General features: G+C 69.7%; 17 protein-coding genes and 1 tRNA gene. 6 read left to right on the top strand and 12 right to left on the bottom strand.

The features are described 5' to 3' along the window. Positions 1-8: 8 nt before the first annotated feature. The 7 genes from DL519_RS23690 to DL519_RS23660 form a co-directional block, all read right to left on the bottom strand. Positions 9-380, bottom strand: a complete 372-nt coding sequence (locus DL519_RS23690; protein ID WP_190818021.1) for a hypothetical protein — start codon at positions 378-380, stop codon at positions 9-11. A 13-nt stretch (positions 381-393) separates the two neighbouring features. After that, a complete protein-coding gene (locus DL519_RS23685) occupies positions 394-1,320 on the bottom strand; it encodes a LysR substrate-binding domain-containing protein (protein ID WP_190818019.1) in 927 nt (308 codons plus the stop codon). A 167-nt stretch (positions 1,321-1,487) separates the two neighbouring features. Next, complete coding sequence (locus DL519_RS23680) at positions 1,488-2,279, bottom strand: HpcH/HpaI aldolase/citrate lyase family protein (RefSeq protein WP_190818017.1); 792 nt, start codon at positions 2,277-2,279, stop codon at positions 1,488-1,490. Continuing rightward, positions 2,279-3,454: a CaiB/BaiF CoA transferase family protein gene (locus DL519_RS23675; protein WP_190818015.1), complete on the bottom strand. Its 1,176-nt coding sequence runs from the start codon at positions 3,452-3,454 to the stop codon at positions 2,279-2,281. The genes DL519_RS23680 and DL519_RS23675 overlap by 1 nt, the downstream gene beginning before the upstream one ends. Positions 3,455-3,468: 14 nt before the next feature. Further along, complete coding sequence (locus tag DL519_RS23670; protein ID WP_190818013.1) at positions 3,469-4,797, bottom strand: 2-hydroxycarboxylate transporter family protein; 1,329 nt, start codon at positions 4,795-4,797, stop codon at positions 3,469-3,471. A gap of 91 nt (positions 4,798-4,888) precedes the next feature. Further along, positions 4,889-5,290: a TetR/AcrR family transcriptional regulator C-terminal ligand-binding domain-containing protein gene (locus DL519_RS47105; RefSeq protein ID WP_223839459.1), complete on the bottom strand. Its 402-nt coding sequence runs from the start codon at positions 5,288-5,290 to the stop codon at positions 4,889-4,891. Positions 5,291-5,336: 46 nt separating this feature from the next. Further along, complete coding sequence (locus tag DL519_RS23660) at positions 5,337-5,729, bottom strand: ArsR/SmtB family transcription factor (RefSeq protein WP_223839458.1); 393 nt, start codon at positions 5,727-5,729, stop codon at positions 5,337-5,339. Positions 5,730-5,997: 268 nt separating this feature from the next. Here DL519_RS23660 and DL519_RS23655 point away from each other — a divergent pair, with 268 nt between their 5' ends. Beyond that, a complete protein-coding gene (locus DL519_RS23655) occupies positions 5,998-7,233 on the top strand; it encodes a sodium:proton exchanger (RefSeq protein WP_190818011.1) in 1,236 nt (411 codons plus the stop codon). A 59-nt stretch (positions 7,234-7,292) separates the two neighbouring features. On the opposite strand, the gene DL519_RS23650 is transcribed toward DL519_RS23655, so the two are convergent. Further along, a complete protein-coding gene (locus tag DL519_RS23650; protein ID WP_223839456.1) occupies positions 7,293-7,997 on the bottom strand; it encodes a helix-turn-helix transcriptional regulator in 705 nt (234 codons plus the stop codon). A 170-nt stretch (positions 7,998-8,167) separates the two neighbouring features. Here DL519_RS23650 and folE point away from each other — a divergent pair, with 170 nt between their 5' ends. Next, entirely contained in the window at positions 8,168-8,764 is a 597-nt protein-coding gene (gene folE, locus DL519_RS23645) for a GTP cyclohydrolase I FolE (RefSeq protein ID WP_190818009.1), read from the top strand. 1 nt (position 8,765) lies between these two features. On the opposite strand, the gene DL519_RS23640 is transcribed toward folE, so the two are convergent. The 4 genes from DL519_RS23640 to DL519_RS23625 all read right to left on the bottom strand — a co-directional run bounded on the left by DL519_RS23640 (position 8,766) and on the right by DL519_RS23625 (position 11,686). Next, positions 8,766-9,146, bottom strand: coding sequence for a DoxX family protein (locus tag DL519_RS23640; RefSeq protein WP_263399704.1), 381 nt, complete (start codon positions 9,144-9,146; stop codon positions 8,766-8,768). Between the two features lie 447 nt (positions 9,147-9,593). Further along, positions 9,594-10,481 carry a dihydrodipicolinate synthase family protein gene (locus DL519_RS23635; protein ID WP_190818005.1) on the bottom strand — a complete coding sequence of 296 codons (888 nt, stop codon included), beginning with the start codon at positions 10,479-10,481 and terminating at the stop codon, positions 9,594-9,596. A gap of 412 nt (positions 10,482-10,893) precedes the next feature. Continuing rightward, positions 10,894-10,967 (bottom strand) — tRNA-Arg (locus tag DL519_RS23630). A 134-nt stretch (positions 10,968-11,101) separates the two neighbouring features. Next, positions 11,102-11,686 carry a DUF3558 family protein gene (locus DL519_RS23625; RefSeq protein ID WP_223839453.1) on the bottom strand — a complete coding sequence of 195 codons (585 nt, stop codon included), beginning with the start codon at positions 11,684-11,686 and terminating at the stop codon, positions 11,102-11,104. A gap of 94 nt (positions 11,687-11,780) precedes the next feature. Here DL519_RS23625 and DL519_RS23620 point away from each other — a divergent pair, with 94 nt between their 5' ends. From DL519_RS23620 to DL519_RS23605, 4 genes are all read left to right on the top strand, one after another. Further along, the gene (locus DL519_RS23620) at positions 11,781-13,802 is read left to right on the top strand and encodes a cytochrome c oxidase assembly protein (protein WP_190818003.1); all 2,022 of its coding nucleotides are present in this window, start codon (positions 11,781-11,783) and stop codon (positions 13,800-13,802) included. A gap of 121 nt (positions 13,803-13,923) precedes the next feature. Next, positions 13,924-14,334 carry a single-stranded DNA-binding protein gene (ssb, locus tag DL519_RS23615; RefSeq protein WP_190818001.1) on the top strand — a complete coding sequence of 137 codons (411 nt, stop codon included), beginning with the start codon at positions 13,924-13,926 and terminating at the stop codon, positions 14,332-14,334. Positions 14,335-14,475: 141 nt separating this feature from the next. After that, on the top strand, positions 14,476-16,152 hold the full coding sequence (gene ettA, locus DL519_RS23610) for an energy-dependent translational throttle protein EttA (RefSeq protein WP_190817999.1): 1,677 nt from the start codon (positions 14,476-14,478) through the stop codon (positions 16,150-16,152). A 107-nt stretch (positions 16,153-16,259) separates the two neighbouring features. Next, positions 16,260-19,085 (top strand): YML083C domain-containing protein, encoded by a 2,826-nt coding sequence (locus tag DL519_RS23605; RefSeq protein WP_190817997.1) that lies wholly within the window; start codon positions 16,260-16,262, stop codon positions 19,083-19,085. The last annotated feature ends 220 nt before the right edge of the window (positions 19,086-19,305 follow it).

Below are 19,305 nucleotides of genomic sequence, written 5' to 3'. Positions count from 1 at the left end.
ACGCGTCGCTACCAGAGCCAGGAGGCAGCGCCGAGCACGACGGCCACGGCGAGCAGCACCAGGCCGGTGACCAGGACCATTCGGCGCGGCGATGCCGAAGATGGGGGCTCCCCGCGCATCATCTGCTCGCCCGACCAGCCTGCGGGCGGGAGGTATTTCGAGGGCGGCACCCAGTCCGTGCGTTCCGGGACCTCCAGCTGGGCCTGATCGGACTCGGCGAGAGCGGTTGGCATCGGTGGAAGCGAGGCGGCCCGCGTCGCGCGGCGTTGCAGCCGGAGGCCGTACACCGTCAGGACCAGCCCGACGAGCCCGATCAGGGCCGACAGCACCGAGCCCAGCTTGTCCGCGATCTCCAGCACCCGAACAGATTGCCAGAACACCCCCGGAAAAGCGCTAGGCCAGCCGGATTCCCGGCCATTCCCCGGCTGCGACCATCTGCCGCGTCACCACCGAGATGCCCTCCCGCACGGCCGCCACGGCGTCCCGGGCCGGGTAGTACTCGACGGCATTGCAGACCGCGACGCTCCGCGAGATGACCGGGTTGCGGATCCGCCGCACCCCGAGCTCCCGGTGGTTCGCCTGGTCCGCGACGCTCGACAGCGGCAGGATCGTGCACGCCTCACCGCTGGCCGCGATGCGGATCATGGCGCCCAGTGAGTCCACGTCCGCGACGATGGACGGCACCAGCCCCTGCGCGGTGAAGGCCCGATCGATCAGCTCCCGCAGGTTGCTGCGCCCGCCGGGCACCACCAGCGGTGTGTTCTGCAGGTTCACCAACCCGACCTCGTCCTCGTCGGCAGCGGGCGGTTTCGGCTGCCCGATGAGGAAAAGGTCCTCCGAGTACAGCAGGGTCTCGGCGGGGCGGACGGTGTCGTCGTCGCGGTACAGCACGGCCAGGTCGAGGCGGCCGAGGGCCAGCAGCTCCTGGATGTAGCCGCTCATCGACTCGAACAGCTGGAGGTGGATGCCGGGGTGGTGGGCCTTCGTCCACGAGAACAGTGCCGGGGCCAGGCGCACCGAGACGGTCGTGGGCAGCCCGACGGCGACCGGTCCGTGGATGCGGTCGCCGCTGAGCACATCGCCCGCGATGCGGTCGAACTGCCGCACCAGCTGCTGCGCGTCGCGGTAGAGGGCGCGGCCCGCCGCGGTGGGCGTCACGCCGCGCGGCCCGCGTTCGAGCAACCGGACCCCGAGCTCGGATTCCAGGTGGGCGATCCGCTGGCTCAGGGCCGGTTGCGACACGTAGAGCTGGGCGGCGGCGCGGGTCAGGCTGCCGGAGTCGACGACGGTGATGAAGTCGCGCAGGTGGGCGATGTCCACGTTGGCCCCCGTTCAAGCGCCTCGTCCACGAACCTCGAGCCGGATTCGATCACGCATCGTCCGGAGCGTTCGGAGACGCCGGTTTCGCGCGAAAACGTCGTTTGGTGGGCGCGGGGGACGCCGGTTCCGCGCGAAATCGCCAAACCACCGCGCCGCTCGACGCGACCCTATTCCGCCGCCCGCAGCAACCGCCGTGCGCGTTCGACCACGGGCCGGTCAATCATCGCACCGTCCAGCGACACCGCAGCTCCGAGCGCCTGCTCGTCCGCTTCGGCCACGCGTCGGGCCCACGCGACCTCCTCGGGGCTCGGTCGCATGGCGTCGCGGACGACCGGCAGCTGCGCGGGGTGGATGCACAGCTTCCCGCCGAAACCCCACTCCTTGGCGCGGCGCGAATCCCGTTCGATGGCTTCGGTGTCGTTGATCGACGGTGTGACACCGTCGAGCGGCGCGGGCAGCCCGCACGCCGCGGACCACCGGACCAGGTCGCTGCGCGACGTGTCCAACGCCGCGTCGGCCGTGACGCCGAGGTCCAGGGCCAGGTCGATGCTGCCGAACACCAGCCTGACGAGCCCCGGGGCAGCGCAGATCTCGCCGAGGTTGATGAATCCGCGCGCCGTTTCGACGAGGCCGAGCACCGGGCTTCCGGTGGCTTCGGCGGTTACCTCGACGTCCTGCGCGCTTTCGGTCTTCGGCAGGACGACGGCGGCAGGGTCGAGTTCCCGGCAGAGCGCCACGTCGGCGTCGAACTCCGGGCTGCTGCGCCCGTTGATGCGCACCGCCACGCTGGAGCCGATCGGCCACGCGGAGCGCAGGTTCTTCCGTGCCGCGGCCTTGGCATCCGCCGGGACGGCGTCCTCCAGGTCGACGATGACGACATCGGCGCCCGCCCCGGCGGCCTTGGCGAACCGCTCAGGACGTGAGCCCGGCACGAACAGCCAGGTGACCGCGTTCCGCATCACACCACTCCGTCACGAATCAAATCGTCCACATCGGACTCTCCGCGGCCGAGCTCCGCCAGGATCTTCCTGGTGTGCTCGCCGACGTCCGGGATCGGATCCATCCGCGGTTTGGGGTTGACCGGCCCGGGAGGTGCCAAGGCGGGCACCGGGCCGCGCGGCGTCTGCACCTCGTGCCACCGGCCGCGCGCCGCCAGCTGCGGGTGTTTCCACACGTCGGCGAGGGTGTTGACGCGGGCGCAGGCGACCGGCACGGAGGTCAGCAGCGCGGTTGCTTCGTCGCCGGTCAGGGCAGCGAAGCGGGCGGCGATGATCCGGCCCAACTCCTCGCGGTTGGCGTTGCGGTTGGCGTTGCCCGCGTAGTCGGGGTGTTCGGCGAGCCCCGGCTTTCCCAGGAACCGGTCGCAGAACGCCCGCCATTCCCGCTCGTTCTGGATGCTCATCATGATGACCTTGCCGTCGCCCGCGGTGAACGGGCCGTACGGGTAGATCGTCGCGTGCGCCGCACCTGCGCGCGGCGGCGGCTCGGCGCCGTCGTAGGTGTAGTAGAGCGGGAACCCCATCCACTCCACAGTGGATTCCAGCATCGAGACGTCGATGTGCGCGCCCTTGCCGGTGTTCGCGCGTTCCAGCAGCGCCGCGAGGATCGAGCTGTAGGCGTACATCCCGGCGGAGATGTCCGATACCGAGATGCCGACCTTGGCCATGTCGTCGCCGGAGCCGGTGACCGACAGCAGCCCGGCTTCGCTCTGCACCATCAGGTCGTAGGCCTTCATCGACTCGTACGGGCCGCCCCGGCCGTAGCCGGAGATGTCGCACACGACCAGCCCGGGGTTGTCGGCCTGCAGCTCCTCGGCACCGAGCCCCATGCGGGCCGCGGCTCCCGGCGCGAGGTTCTGGATGAACACGTCCGCGGTGCCCAGCAGCTGGCGCAGCACGGCCATGCCGCGCGGGTCCTTGATGTCGAGCGTCAGCGATTCCTTGCTGCGGTTGACCCACACGAAGTGCGAGCTCAACCCGTTGACGCGGGAGTCGTACTGGCGCGCGAAGTCGCCCGCGCCCGGCCGTTCCACCTTGATCACCCGCGCGCCGAGGTCGGCGAGCTGCCGGGTGGCATAAGGCGCGGCGATGGCCTGTTCGAGGGCCACCACGGTCACGCCGCGGAGCGGTTGCACTTGCTTTCCACCTCTCAGTACAGGTTGGCGTGGGCGATAAGCGCGATGGTCACCGTGATCGCGCCGCCGATGCGCGTCGCGATCTGCGCGAACGGCATCAGCGCCATGCGCCGGGTGGCGCTGAGGATCGCGACGTCGCCGGTGCCGCCCATGCCGGTGTGCGTGCCGACGACGATCGCGGTGTCGACGGGGTACATGCCGATCCAGCGACCCACCAGGAACGCGGTGGCCATCATGGTGACCACGGTGGCGACGATGGTGATCACGGTGCCGACGGTGAACGCCTTGAGCAGCTCGTTCCATGGCGTGGACGACACCCCGATGGCGAACAGCAGCGGGTAGGTCACGGCCGTCGACATGAAGCCGTAGACCAGGCCCGAGTGGTGCTCCAGGCTGCGTGGTAGCCAGCGGCTCAGCTTCAGCAGGATCGCGGCCACCAGCATCACGATCGGCGCCGGCCAGCCGAACAGCGCGTGCGTGGCCTCGCCCAGCAGGTACAGCGCGACGGCCATGAACCCGGCGGCGGCCAGCTGGCGGATGTCGAAGGCGACGTGTCCGCGATCGGCGAGGTCGAGCTCGTCGTCCTCGGCGGGCTGGATCTTGCCGAAGCCGGTGGTCTGCGGGAAGCGCTGCCCGATCATGGACAGCACGCTGGAGAACACGATCGCGCAGACGTTGGCCAGCAGCACCACCGGAAGCACCTGCGCCAGCAGCGTTTCCGCCTGGCCGGCGCCGGACTGCGCGTAGCCGAGGGTCAGCGGGATGGCGCCCTCGCCGAGGCCGCCGCCCATCACCGGCACGACGATGAAGAACACGGTCCGGTGCAGGTCGCCGGTGATCGCCCAGCCGACCAGCGAACCGACGACCAGCGCGGCCGCCGAACCCGCGGCCAGCGGCACGAAGATCTTGAGGAAGCCCCTGATCAGCACCGTGCGGTTCATGCTCAGGATGGAGCCGACGATGATTCCGGCGATGAACACGTACAGGAAGTTCGTGGACTTGTAGAACGTCGAGATGTGCTTGGCCAGGTCGGCGGGGATCCACTGCGCGGCGACCAGGAACGCGGGCAGGAAGGTCACCAGGATGACCGGCCCGCCGATCGAGCGGAAGCCCGGGATGCGCCGCCCGACCTCGTAGCAGGTGTAGCTGCAGACGCCGAGCAGTGCGGCCATCGTCGGGATGTCGGCCGCCAGGTCGTCCTGCCAGGCGAGCACCGCGAGCACGACGACCAGCAGCGCGTAGAACGGCAGCGGGATGACACCGATCCGAACCGACCAGATGGACCGGGATTGTTCGGTGGGAGCCACTTGCTCCGCCGATACCGCGTCCGGGGGTGATGCCATCTCGCTACCTCCTCGTAGGGATAGCAGGCATCAAACCCCCACCTCCGGGCCGCGAGTAGGGGCCGATTCCCGAGGTGGGCATAAGCCGCGCTTATGGCTCGGCTGCCGAAACGCGCCTACTCCGGTGCGCGCAGGAGGCTGGCGACCAGGCCGCGGGCGTAATGGGCGTCGGTGCCGTGGGGCGGAACAGGATGCGGTACATGACCGGGGCGACCACCCGGTCGAGAACGGCTTCGGCGTCGGGGGCGGGCTCCTCGCGGGCAACCGCGCCTGCTCCACATTCCCCGGCACACCCCCCCGGGCACGTCGCGGTCCAGTTGACCAGCCGTGGCGACGCGGCGCTGATCACCGGCGACTGCGTCCACCACCCCGTCCAGCTTGCCCACCCCGGCATCGGCAGCTGCGTCGACATCGACCCGAGCAGTCCGCCGCTACCCGCCGCGCGCTGCTCGGCTCCCTCGCCGGTGCGGACACCCTCGTGCTCGGCACCCACTTCCCGCCGCCCACAGCGGGCTGCGTCGAAGCCCGCGGCGCTGGCGTCAGCGGGTCTGTGGCGGGTCCGGAGCGAGGGTGCCGTCCGGGGCGATGTGCTCGAAGATCTGCTCGACCAGCGCCACCACGTGCGGGTCGTCGACGGTGTAGAGGTGGCGGCGGCCGTCGCGGCGGGCGGTGATGACACCCGCCAACCGGAGCTTGCTCAGGTGCTGGCTGACCGTCGCGATGCTGATGCCGACCCGCTTGGCCAGCGTGCCCACGTCGTAGGAACCGTGTGTGATCAACCACACGAGGTGTAATCGTGGTGGGCTGGCGAGCAGCGCGAACGTCGCCGCGGCAGCGGTCAGCTGGGCCGCGGTCGGTTCGGCGTCCCGCCTGGGCAGGTCCAGCCTGGGCAGGTCGGATTCTGCGGCGTGCGGCGCGGGATTTTTCGGCATGGCGAGCTCGATTGTTCCTGATCGCGCAACCCCCGGGTGGGAAGCCGTGCAAATGCTTCGTTGGTTGCGAAAACTACGAAATGAATGCCAGGGTGATCTCGTTCCGAAGGGGAGTAGTCCGCAAGCCCACCGTTCGACACGCTGAGATCCTTCTCCGGCGGTGGCGCCCGCGACGCGGGTGGACGAGACCTTCGGCCAGCTGATCTGCGCCTGGCCGAGACCCCTGGACGTCCCGGCCGAGGCAGGCCACGGCCCGGGAAGGTGTTCGATGTCCACCAAGCTGCTGCGACCGCTCGCGCTCTGCGGAGCGCTGGCGGTGCCCGCGTTGGTCCTCCGGTTTTCCGGGCTCGCGCCGAGCCCGGTGCTGGGATTGCTGTTGTTCGGGATGGCCGTGGTGGCCTCGTCGTTCGTGCTGGCCTGGGCCGCGGAAGCGGCGCAGGTCGACATCTCCGGCGGGCTGGCGATCGCGATCCTCGCGGTGATCGCCGTGCTGCCCGAGTACGCGGTCGACCTCTACTTCGCCTACACCGCGGGCAGCAATCCCGAGTACGTCGCCTACGCCGCGGCGAACATGACCGGCTCCAACAGGCTCCTGCTCGGCCTGGGCTGGTCGCTGGTGGTGGTCGTCGCGCTCGCGCTGGCCAAGCGGCGCACCGGGAAGTCGGTGCGTGAGTTGACCCTGGAGTCCGGCAACCGGGTGGAGCTCGGGTTTCTCGCGATCGCCTCGGTGATCGCGTTCCTGGTGCCCGCGACCGGTCAGATCTCGCTGCTGCTCGGGTTCGCGCTGCTCGGGTTCTTCGTGTTCTACCTGTGGAAGGTCTCGCGCGCCGAGGCGGAAGAACCCGACCTGGTCGGCACCGCCGCCACCATCGGCGGGCTGCCCAAGCACGTCCGCCGACCGCTGGTGATCGCACTGTTCGTCTTCGCCGCAGCGGTAATCGTCGTCAGTGCCGAACCCTTCGCCCACTCACTGATCGAAACGGGCACGCAGCTGGGCATCGACCAGTTCCTGCTCGTGCAGTGGCTCGCGCCGCTGGCCTCGGAAGCGCCCGAGTTCATCGTCGCGATCCTGTTCGCCGTCCGGGGCAAGGGCGCCGACGCGATCGGCACGCTGATCTCCGCCAAGGTCAACCAGTGGACGCTGCTGGTGGGCAGCCTGCCGGTGGCCCACCTGCTCGGCGGTGGTGGGACGGCGCTGCAGCTCGACGCCCGTCAGGTGGAGGAGTTCCTGCTCACCGCGACCCAAACGGTGCTCGGGGTGGCCGCTCTGCTGGCGCTGCGCTTCCCGCGCTGGACGGCGTGGACGCTGCTCGGGCTGTTCGCGGCGCAGTTCGCGCTGCCCGGCCAGACCGCCCGCTACGTCCTGTGCGGGGGCTACGCCGTGATCGCGATCGCCGCGCTTATCCGCAACCGCCACCACATCCTGCCCACCCTCGCCGCGCCCTTCCGGCGCCAAGGCGACGACAGCTCGGCAGCGCCCGAACCTGCAAGCGCCGTCCGCTGATCGAACGGCTGTCCATCAGCGGGCGCACCCCCAGTTTCGCGCCCGCTGGTGAGCAGCCTTCACGTGCTGCGCAGGGCGACGCAGCACTCCCCGGGCCGCGGGTCCAGGGCGGCCTCCACGGACCATGCCTGCAGCCCGGCCAGGAAGCCCTGCAGGAAGGCGTGGTTGAGCCCGCAAACCAGCTCCGGCGACCTGGCGGTCAACGGGTGGAACGGGCAGTTGCGCAGCCGGACGCAGGTCGGGGTCTCCCGGTCGGGTTCGAAGCCGTAGCGGGTGAGCACCTCTTCGGTCCTGGTCAGCGCGCGTTCGGCGCCGAGGCGGCCGGGGCGGCTGCGGAGGCGTTCTTCGGCGCCGAGGCGGTGTCCACGTTCGCGCGCGGTGCGCATCGCCGACTCGATCGCGGTCTCGCGCTCGCCCTCGGTGAGCACCGCGTCGAGCAGGATGTCGGCCAGCAGGTCGGGGCGCCTCGGCGGGATGCTCACCCCGATGTGGGCGTCGGTGGGTTCGTAGACCTTCGGCGTGCGGCCGACTTTGCGGATGCCGCCCACCGGTTCGAACCGCGCGCACAGCAACCCGGCGTCGACGAGCTTGTCCAGGTGGAAGGCGGCGAGCTTGCGGGAAATGCCGACCGCGGCGGCTGCCTCGTCCCGGCCGACGGGCCGACGGGCGCGGCGGATGAACTCGAACATCCCGCGCCGCAGGCCGTCCGCCAGTACTGCGACCGCCGCCATCGAGCCCACGGCCGACTCGTCGCTGGAGACCATGCTTTCACGGTAACGCCTCTCACGCCCAATGTGGTGTCCGAAATTGGCATGGGGAGGTCACATACTGCTGCATTGACCCGTTGGCGTGAAAAAGACTAGCGTTCATTGGTGAAACTAGTCCGGGTGGCCGAGCCAGGTGGCCTGGCGCAACCGACTCAGAGGATCGCCTGATGTCCGCACCTGCCCTGCACGTCGCCCACCAGCCCGAGGGCGAGATCGACCTCGCAGCCGCCGAGAAAGCGGCCGGTGATCTGCTGCGGGCGTTGGGGATATCCACCAATTCCGAGAGCCTGAGCGGCACGCCGGGGCGGATGGCCCGTGCCTACGCGGAGCTGTTCACGCCGCGGCCGTTCGACCTGACGACCTTCCCGAATGAGGAGCAGTATGACGAGCTGGTGCTCGCCCGGGCTATCCCGGTCCGCTCGGTCTGCGAACACCACCTGTTGCCGTTCGTCGGCACCGCGCACGTCGGCTACCTGCCCGGAGACCGGATCCTCGGGCTGTCGAAGCTGGCCCGGGTCGTCGAGCACTTCGCCTGCCGTCCGCAGGTCCAGGAACGGCTGACCAAGCAGGTCGCCGACTGGCTGTGCGAGCAGCTGAAGCCCAAGGGCGTCGGCGTCGTGATCGAAGCCGAGCACACCTGCATGACCCTGCGAGGCGTGCAGGCCACCGGCTCCAACACCGTGACCTCGACGCTGCTTGGCACCCTGCGGCAGGACGCGCGGTCGAGGCAGGAGTTCTTCGCCCTTACCGGCGTCAACGCCTGACTCAGCCCGCCTGGGTGGGCGCGGGGGCCTGCCGGGCTTGGCGGAGCAGCACGTCGAGCGCGAACGGTCCGGCCCCCAGGATCGCGAACAGCAGGAAAAACCAGCTGTACAGCGCGGCCGGAACCCCGCCGTTCAGGATCGGGAGCAGTCCCCGGGGCTGGTGCACGGTGAAGTACGCGAAGGCCATCGCGCCGGAGCACACCAGCGCGGCCGGCCTGGTGAAAAGTCCGAGGAGGACCAAAGCCCCGCCGACGACCTGGATCAACCCCGCCCACCAGCTCGGCCACGCGAACAGCGATGCGGCGTAAGGGGCGCCCAGCACGCCGAACAGGGCCGCCACGCCATGCTGGATGAACAGGAACGACACGACGATCCGCGTCACGGACAGCGCGATCCCGCCGAGTCGATCAGGAAATTCGTGAGTCACACGCCCGCCCCCCAAAAAACCGGTCGGGTTCTTCGCGACACCACTAGGTGTTTCCACTCCTGGGCGTTCTCAACCTGGTGGGCGATGCGAAGGACCGCCGTTGGGCGAGGCCGTCGCCGGGCAGCTCACGACACGAACCCGTCTCATGCTGGTGGCGATAGTTATGATCATCGCGCTGCCCGGCATGGGCTCCGATGTGGATGAAGATCGAGCAAGGAACGTGCGGCCTGCTCCTCCTCGGAGCCGTCGTCCTCGCCAACGGCAAGCAAATGCGATCCCTGTTCACCACGAAGTAGGAACACCAGCTACGCCACCGCTACGCCGTAAAGCAGCGCGGAAGCCGTGACCAGAGCTCCACGTGACACGTGACGTCCGACGGCGCGCAGTCGAGTGCAGGTCTGCTCACGCCCGGACGCCGAGGGCGTCGAGCGCTGCCGCGACCTCCTTTCGCACGTTCGGATCGAGACCGCGCAGCGGCCGGGGCAGGTTTGGGCGGTCGATGAGTCCTAGGTGTTCGGCCGCAGCGGAGGTTACGCGCAGGCTGCTGTGGCGGCGGAACAAATTCCACAGCGGTTGCAAGCGGTCCGACAGGGCAGTGGCCCGGTCAGGATCGCCGTTGGCTGCGGCGCGGGTGATGGACAGGCACAGTTCGGGCAGCAGTCCGCCGATGACGCTGAACCAAAGGTCGGCGCCTCCGTTGAGACCGGCTGCGGCGAACTGGTCGCCACTGACCCCGAGAGCGACGCCATCGGGAAGGCTGCCGCGGAGGCTAGCGATCCGTTCGGGGGCCTGTTCGGCGGGGATGCCTGGGATCTTCACCGCGCCGACGTTCGGCAGCGCAGCGATGCGTCCGTGCAGTTCATCGCCGAAGGTGAAGTGCGTGGTGCCGGGGTTGTCGTACACGCACAGCGGGACGGACAGCTCCTTGGTGACGTCCTCGTAAAGCCCGAAGACCTCGTCATCGGTGAGCGGCTGGTAGGACACCGGGGCGAGCAGAACCGCTGACGCCCCCTGGTTCTGGGCATCCTCGGCCAAGGCGAGAACTTCCGGGGTGCGGAGGGCGCCGATGCCGATCATGACGGGAACCTCGCCTGCGGCCTCGACGGCGATCCGGGCGGCGCGGGCGCGTTGCTCGCGGGTGAGGTAGGCGTAGCCGCCGGTCGACCCGAGTGCACCGATCGAATCGACACCGGCCGCGGCCAGCCGGGCGACGAGGCGGGCGAATCCCTTCTCGTCGATGTCGACCTCGTCGGTCGGGGTGAGGGGAAAGGCGCTCAGACCGGTGAACATGGACTTCCTTTCAACGGGCGGGCACACTCCGCATCAGCGGCACGGCCTCGCCTGGACTGGTGGAGGGGACGACTCCCCGAGACTCCCCGCAAATTGGCGCCCCAAAAGGTCCAATTCCATCCTCATCTGGAATGCCAATTTGCGCAGTCGTCAACCACCCGCTCGGAAAGGCTCGAGTCCTAGCAGGCACAAGCCCACGAGCGGGCAGTGGTCCAGCCCCGGAGAGACTGGCCGGTCGTGAAGGGACTTGACGCAGCTGGGCTCTCCACGCGGGAGATCGCTGCGGACCACCTTGGCCACGGTCGAGGCGCTGGGAAGCACGCAGCTCTGAGCCTGACGCGATGCTCGCGGGTAAAGTGCGAGTCGATCTAGAACTAGACCGACCCCACAGATGCTTCCACCAGGCGTTTTGCGCCCCCAGCAGGACTCGAACCTGCGACCTAAGGATTAGAAGTCCTTTGCTCTATCCAGCTGAGCTATGGGGGCCGACCGGAGCGCAGCTTGCCTTAGCTGCAGCAAGCAGGGTAGCCGCCGCCGCCCGCAGGTGTGGGACTGCCGCCGCACCGTTGCCAAGCCGGTACCGAACGGCAAGCTGATCGACAACCAGCCGCCGCCCCCGATCAGTTCGGTGGCAGCTTGTGCAAGGCGGCGGCCGTGAGCTTGCCCAGCTGGTCAGCGGTGTCGGCCGCGGCCGCCCCCTGCATCGAGAGCATGGTCAGCAGCGTCCGGTCGGACCGGATCGCGGTGGCCGCCGTGCAGGTCTGGTGGCTGTTCACCAGTTCGCAGTACAACCAGGCCGAATGCCCCTCGATGTCGAGCTGCACGCCGCGCGGTTGGCGCCGGGACGCGACCTCGTAGGGCTCGTAGAAGCCGGCCGCGGCGGTGTTCTCCGGGCCGCTGGTCAACAGCTGGGAGCAGGTCCCGGCGATCGGGTTGTCCGGGTGTGGCGGCCCGACCGGACCGCCGACGACCGCAAGGTCCGCGGGTGTCAGCAGGGTGCACGGATCGATCCCGTCGAAGTTGCGTGGGATCGCGATGTGCGCCTCCGCGGCGACGGTCGATCTCGGCTGGGCGGGCTCTGCCGGGTGGTTGTCGTGGAACCCCGCCGCAGGGATCGGCTCGCCCGGGATCTTCGAGGCGCAGCCGGTCACCGTGCACAGCAGCAACATCGGCAACACGAACGCACAGCGACGGACAGTGGTCACTCCGCAACCGTAGCGGCCCGCACGTGCGGCAAACCACGCTCCCGGCCGCCATCCTGCAAGGTGGCCGCCCAGGATCGGCCGTTACGCTCGGTATGTGCCATCCGAGACCCCCGCGCCAGCACCGGAACGGCGCACGTCGAGCACGGTCGGCGTGCTGGTCATCACCGCCGGGGTGCTGGCGGCGCTGATCGCCGCCGCCCTGACCGCGCTTTCCGCCGGCGCTTCCTACGCGCTGCTCGGCTTGCCGGACCCCGGGCCGATCACGCAGTACGGCCTGCCGGCCGTCCGGGTGGTGGCCGAATCCGGTGCGGTGGTGTGCATCGGCTCGCTGCTGCTGGCCGCGTTCGGGATTCCGGCGAAGCGTTCGGGTCCGCTGGCCGCCGACGGTTACGCCGCCGTGCGGACCGCCAGCTGGGCGGCCGCGGTGTGGTGCGTGGGTGCGGCGCTGATGGTGCCGTTCATCGCCGCCGACGCCACTGGGCGCCCGGTGGGGGACGTGCTCAGCGTCGACGTGCTCTTCGGCCTGGTCGACGCGTTGGAAGAAGCCAAGGCGTGGGCGCTGACCGCGCTGATCGCGTTCGTGGTCGCCCTGGTCTGCCGGGTGGTGCTGTCCTGGGGCTGGACCGTGGTGGCCTTCGTCCTGGGGCTGGCCGGGTTGTTCCCGGTGATCGCCACCGGCCACTCCGCCAGCGGCGGCGCGCACGACATCGCGACCAACAGCCTGCTCGTCCACCTGTTCGGCGCGGTCCTGTGGGTGGGTGGCCTGGTGGCGCTGCTGGCGCACGCCGCCCGCCGGGGTGCGCACCTCCCCCTGGTGGCCCGGCGGTTCTCGCGGATCGCCCTGGTGTGCTGGATCGCGATGGCGCTTTCCGGCGTGATCAACTCGCTGGTCCGGGTGTCGCCGGCGGACTTGTTCACCTCCACCTACGGCTTCCTGCTGGTGCTCAAGGTCGTCGGCCTGGTGGCTCTCGGCGCGTTCGGGTACTTCCAGCGCCGCGGCGTCGTCCGGCGGTTGGACGACGGGGCCGGTGCGGCCGTGCTGCTGCGGCTGGGCGCGGCGGAGGTGCTGATCATGTTCGCCACGGTCGGCGTCGCTGTCGCCCTCGGACGCACCCCTCCGCCGGAGGGGAGCAGGGCGGTGCCGGGCCGGACGGAGCTGCTGATCGGCTACCCGCTGGACGCCCCGCCGATGCTGTTCCGGCTGCTGTTCGACATGCGGTTCGACCTGATCTACGGCACGTTCGCGCTCGCGCTGGCCGGGCTGTACCTGTGGGGCGTTTACCGGCTGCGCAAGCGCGGTGACGCCTGGCCGGTCGGGCGGACCATCGCCTGGTTGTGCGGGTGCGCGACGATCTTCATGGCCACCTCGTCGGGCATCGGCAAGTACGCGCCCGCCATGTTCAGTGTGCACATGGGCCAGCACATGCTGATGTCCATGCTGGCACCGGTCTTCCTGGTGCTGGCCGGTCCGACTTCGCTGGCGCTGCGCGTGTTCAAGCCCGCCGGGAAGACGCAGCCGCCTGGACCGCGCGAATGGTTGCTGGCGTTCGTGCACTCGCCGGTGGCGCGCGTGCTGACCAATCCGTTCGTGGCGTTGGCGCTGTTCGTCGGCTCCTTCTACGCGCTGTACTTCTCCGGCCTGTTCGACGTGGCGCTGACCCAGCACTGGGCGCACCTGGCGATGAACGCGCACTTCCTGCTGGTCGGCTACATCTTCTACTGGCCGGTGATCGGCATCGACCCGGCGCCGCGCCCGCTGCCGTCGCTGGGCAAGGTCGGCCTGGTCTTCGCCTCCATGCCGTTCCACGCGTTCTTCGGAATCGTGCTGATGATGTCGCAGACGGTGATCGGGGCGTCCTTCTACCGCGGCCTCGACCTGTCCTGGATGACCGACCTGCTCGCCGACCAGCGGCTCGGCGGCGGCCTGGCGTGGGCGTCGGGCGAGGTGCCGCTGGTCGTGGTGATGCTGGCGCTCCTGATCCAGTGGTCCAGGGCGGATTCCCGGACGGCCCGGAGGATCGACCGGAAGGCCGATGCGGACGGCGGCGCGGATCTGGCCGCGTACAACGAAATGCTGAGGCAACTCGCCGAGAAGGACACCCCTCGCAGCAAGTGACCTGGCCGATCGGCCGGAATGTGCACGAAACGTGGTAAATCTGTCGCGCTGCGTGACATCGCTCGGGCAATCTCTTGGTCACGGGCCGGAATTCGGCCCGCGGGACCGAGAGGAGCGGCAGATGTTCGAGACGCAGGTGACGGTGGTGGGCTACGTCCTCACCGACCCCGTCGTGCGGGAGACGCAGAACGGCCACCGGGTGGTCAACTTCCGGGTGGTGGCCGCCTCCCGCCGGCTCGACCGGGACACCGGGGAATGGGTGGACGGCGACCGGTTCTACGCCACGGTGAACTGCTGGAAGCGGCTGGCCGACGGGGTCACCAGCGCGCTGGGCAAAGGCGATCCGGTGGTGGCGACCGGGCGGCTGCGCACCCGCGATTACGAGTCGGGCGGGCAGTGGCGCACCGTCGTCGAGTTGGAGGCCAACGCGATCGGGCTGGACCTGGCGCGGGGCGCGCCACCGGACGTGCCCGGCATGTCAAGACCACGTCCGGGAGGCGAGCGCGGGCTGGTTTCCCTGCCTGGCGGCTGACCGCGATCTTCGCCGCCGACCAGCGACAATTTCGATCCGGAGGAGGTGATAGGTGCCGGTACGAGGCGTATTGATGCCGACGGCGAGGGGCTGGGGGACCGCGTGCGCGGTCCGGCACGGGGCGCAACTACGATTCATGTCATGGCCGAGTTCATTTACACCATGAAAAACGTGCGCAAGACGCATGGTGACAAGGTCATCCTCGACAACGCGACCATCCAGTTCTACCCCGGCGCCAAGATCGGCGTCGTCGGTCCGAACGGGGCTGGCAAGTCGACCGTGCTGCGCATCATGGCGGGACTCGACCAGCCGAACAACGGTGAAGCGTTCCTCACGCCGGGTTACACCGTCGGCATCCAGCAGCAGGAGCCTCTGCTCAACGAGGAGAAGACGGTCCTCGGCAATGTCGAGGAGGGCGTCGGGGAGATCAAGCAGAAGCTCAACCGCTTCAACGAGATCGCCGAACTGCTCGCGACCGACTACTCCGACGAGCTTATGGAGGAGATGGGCAAGCTCCAGGAGGACCTGGATCACGCCGACGCGTGGGAACTGGACTCCCAGCTGGAGCAGGCGATGGACGCCCTGCGGTGTCCGCCGCCGGACGCGGAGGTCAAGAACCTCTCCGGTGGCGAGCGCCGCCGGGTCGCCCTCTGCAAGCTGCTGCTGAGCAAGCCCGACCTGTTGCTGCTCGACGAGCCGACCAACCACCTCGACGCCGAGAGCGTGCTCTGGCTGGAACAGCACCTCGCCACCTACCCGGGCGCCGTGCTCGCCGTTACCCACGACCGGTACTTCCTGGACAACGTCGCTGGCTGGATCCTGGAGCTGGACCGCGGCCGCACCTTCCCCTACGAGGGCAACTACTCGACCTATCTGGAGAAGAAGGCCGAGCGGCTGGCCGTGCAGGGCAAGCGCGACGCGAAACTGCAGAAGCGCCTCAAGGACGAGCTGGAGTGGGTCCGCTCCAACGCCAAGGCCCGCCAGACCAAGTCGCGCTCCCGTCTGTCGCGCTACGAGGAGATGGCCGCTGAGGCGGAGAAGACCCGCAAGCTCGACTTCGAGGAGATCCAGATCCCGCCGGGCCCCCGCCTGGGCAACGTCGTGGTCGACGTCGAGAACCTGAAGAAGGGCTTCGACGACAACCTCCTCATCGACGGGCTGTCGTTCACGCTGCCGCGCAACGGCATCGTGGGCGTCATCGGGCCGAACGGCGTCGGCAAGACGACGCTGTTCAAGACCATCGTGGGCCTGGAGCAGCCGGATTCCGGCACGGTCAAGGTCGGCGACACCGTCAAGCTGTCCTATGTGGACCAGAACCGCGCGAACATTGACCCGAACAAGAACGTTTGGCAGGTCGTGTCCGACGGGCTGGACTACATCCAGGTCGGCCAGGTCGAGATGCCTTCGCGCGCCTACGTCAGCGCCTTCGGGTTCAAGGGCCCGGACCAGCAGAAGCCGGCCGGGGTGCTCTCCGGTGGTGAGCGCAACCGCCTGAACTTGGCGTTGACGCTCAAGGAGGGCGGCAACCTGATCCTGCTGGACGAGCCGACGAACGACCTCGACGTGGAGACGCTGAGCTCGCTGGAAAACGCGCTCGAACAGTTCCCCGGCTGCGCCGTGGTGATCTCCCACGACCGGTGGTTCCTGGACCGCGTCGCCACCCATATCCTCGCGTGGGAAGGCGACGACGAGGACCCGGCGAAGTGGTTCTGGTTCGAGGGCAACTTCGGTGGCTACGAGGACAACAAGCTCGAGAGACTGGGTCCGGACGCGGCCCGCCCGCACCGCGTGACGCACCGAAAACTGTCCCGGGGCTGAACGGAGGCGCCTTGGCGAGCGTGCCCGCTTCACCGAACACAAGCTCGGCACAGGGACTGCTCGAACCCGCACGACAGATGCGGTGGCGAGTCCCCGAGTTGGCATTGGTGCTCAGTGATCGCGCGGTTGCGCTCGCTAGGCGTGCGGGCGACCGGGCGATTCGGCTGCGCGCCGAGGCCCTCGCGTTGTTCGCCTCGAACCGGCTGGGCCGCGGGGTCGCGGCCAGCAGTCGGGCGCTCGCGGCGGTCCGCGACGCGGAGGCGGCGGGCGACGCCGAGGTCGAGGCGGAGCTACGGGTCGAGCTGGCGTGGTGCGCCAGCAGCGCGGGCAGCGGCGAGGTCGCCGTTCGCGTGTTGAACCCGGTGCTGGAGCAGGACCGGATCGCGCCCGAGGTGCGGGCGCATGCCCTGCTCGCGTTGGCGGCGTCGCTGCCCGCGCACGGGCAGGACGGGGACCGCTCCGAGGCGCTCGACGAGGCCGAGTGGCTGTACGAGGCGTGCGGGCTCGGCCGGGACACCGCCCGGCTGCTCAACGCGCGGGTCTGCGCTGCGCGTGCGGGGCATCGCCGCAGGCTGGGCGAGTTCGACGAAGCCATCGCGGTGGCCGACGCCGGACTGGCGCTGCTCGGGCAGCTCGGCGACCCGGCTGCGGACAGCGGGGAGATGCGCGCTCGGCTGGTGCTGGAGCGGGTGCTGTCGCTGCTGGAACTGGGGCGCCGCCCGGAGGCCGTCCAAGCGACGGAATCCGTGCTGGCGCAGCCGGTTCGCGCCGCGGCGGCCGGACCGGTCGGCTGGTTAGGGCTCGCGATGGCCACCCGCGTGCACCTGCCGGACGGCAACCACGGTGCGGCGGTGCGGACGCTGAACGACACCGCGGCGATCTCGGAGCGGCACAAGCTGGACGGACTGCTCGCCGAAACCCTGAACACCCTGTCCCACGTGCACGAACGCGGCGCGGAGTTCCCCGAAGCGCTTCGCGCGCTCCGGGGCGCGTATTCCGCCGACCGGCGCTGGCGCGCGACCGTGCACACCGCACGAGTCCGGTTGCTCGCGGAGTACCCGGTGCACTCGGGCGGTGTCGAGGTGCCTCGGCAATCGAGCGCATCACCCGAGCCGGGACCGGCCAGGCCGGAGGCGCCGGTCCCCGAGCTGGTCGGGACCCGGGCGGCCGAACCCGAGCAGCCGGAGCCCGCGGCGCCACAGCCTCGGCGACCCGAACAGGGCCTTCTCGAGCAGGGCTTTCCCGAGCCTTCCGAGCCGGAGCAGGCGACGTCCAGGCACCGGTCGGGGTACGAGAAAACGCACGACGCGGCACGCCGGTTGATGGAGACGCTCACCAATCGGGCCGCTGAGCTTCGCGAAGGCGGACACCGACGGCAGGAGCCGCCCGAACCCCGGACCGCCAAGGAGCCGCAAGCCACCGAAGAGGCGGCGTCGCAGACGGTCGTGTTCGACTCGTGGGCGTTGGAGTCCCAGGCGGCCGGGATCGGGCAGCAGGACTGGCAGGCGGCCGCCGAACCCGCGGACGCCCAAAACGCCCGGACGATCCAGGTGCCCGAGGTCGAGGCGGTCGCCTTCGCGGAGCCGGCCGACCAAGGTTTTCCGAGCCACGAACCGGTTTCAGAGGAGCACGCCGAACCGGTCGCGACGACGGCGCAGGCGAACTGGTGGCCGTCGGAGAATCCGGAACAGCCGCAGAACGCCGAGCGCACTGTCCCCGAAGTGCCGGTGGCGCACGAACCCCAGCCCGCCGAGTCGCAGCAGCCGCTGTCGGTGGAGTTCCGGCCTTCCGAGTCTCCGTCGGTCGAGCCGCTGCCAAGCACGGCAGTGCTCGCCGCAGCGGCGGACGACATCTACCGGCCGACGCCCGCCGCCGATGACGATAACGGTGCGATGGACGCCACGGCGATCCTGCCGGTGATCGGCGGCCCGGCCGAACCGGCCGATCTGCTGGGAACCGGATCGGCAGCGCGCAACCGACCGGAGGAATCGTCGCCGGAAGGCCTGCACCCCCGGGAATCGCGGTACGGGGATTCGCAGTACGGCCGAGACCTGCCGGGCAACGACCTCCCCGCCATCGAACAGCCGGGTAGCTACCAGGTCCACGACGCACCGCAGGACGAACCGGCGCACGGCAGCCGCGAAACCGAACCGGCAGCCGAGACACCAACGGGTGGGACTCCGGCGGCGGAGGTGACCCCGGCGAGCGGGACTGCGGTGTCGGAGGCTCCGCCGGGCGGGACGCAGCGGCGCCAGGGCGGACGCCGGTCGCGCGGCAAATCGCTGGCCGAGATCCGCGCCAGCCTCCAACTGTCCGCGGAGCCGCGCAGGAGCCGTCGCCGAGCACGCCACGCCGATCCGGCCGAACCGGCCGAGTCATCCGACGCACGAGAAACGTCCGAACCTGCGGTCGCACCACCAACTCCAGCCGCAGAAGTGCTGGGCCGCCACCGCCAGGACTGGGCGACCGAACCGAACCTCCCGGTGGTCGAGCGGCATCGAACGGCGGAACTTGTCGGCGACGGGGACGCCGCTGAGCCGCCAGCTGCCGAGCCGCCAGCTGCCGAGCCGTCGATCGCAGTGCCGCTTGCTGCGGAGTTAGCCACCGCAGAACAGCCGGGGGAAGAGGCACCGGCCGCCGAGCCCGCAGCCGAGTCGGCGGGAGCGGATGCGGGCCCGCCGGGGAAGATCGGGCTCGCCGAGCTGCTGACCGAGGCGCTGATGGCCTACGAGAGCGGTCGGCGCGCGCAGCCGGAAGCCGGGGAAACCGCACCGTCCGGTCGGCACAGCGAAGCGCGTGTGTCCGGAATCACCGGTCGTCCCCAGGTTTCCCACGCGACACATTTGTCCACATCGGACGATCGAGGTTCGGGCTTGGCCGCCCGGCACCGCCGCCCCGCGATCGACTCCACAGCGGTGGATCCGCTGTTCTGAAGGCTTTTTCCGAAGCCTCGCGGCCGGCTTGTCCAATGAGCACTTCGCGATCTCCGGCTGCGCGGTACGAAGAGGACAGCGCGCTGTAGGCGATCCCACACTCCTTCCGGAGCGGTTCGTGATAAGGGTTCGTCGCGAACAGGATTCAAGATCGTTGTTCTGAAACGTCAAAGACATCGATCATTGTGCCGCTTTTCACGTGTTCGACTCCGTTGCCGCC

This window comes from Saccharopolyspora pogona (genome assembly GCF_014697215.1).
In the GTDB taxonomy this organism is placed as follows: domain Bacteria; phylum Actinomycetota; class Actinomycetes; order Mycobacteriales; family Pseudonocardiaceae; genus Saccharopolyspora; species Saccharopolyspora hattusasensis.
This window is presented reverse-complemented; position numbering and strand designations above follow the sequence as displayed.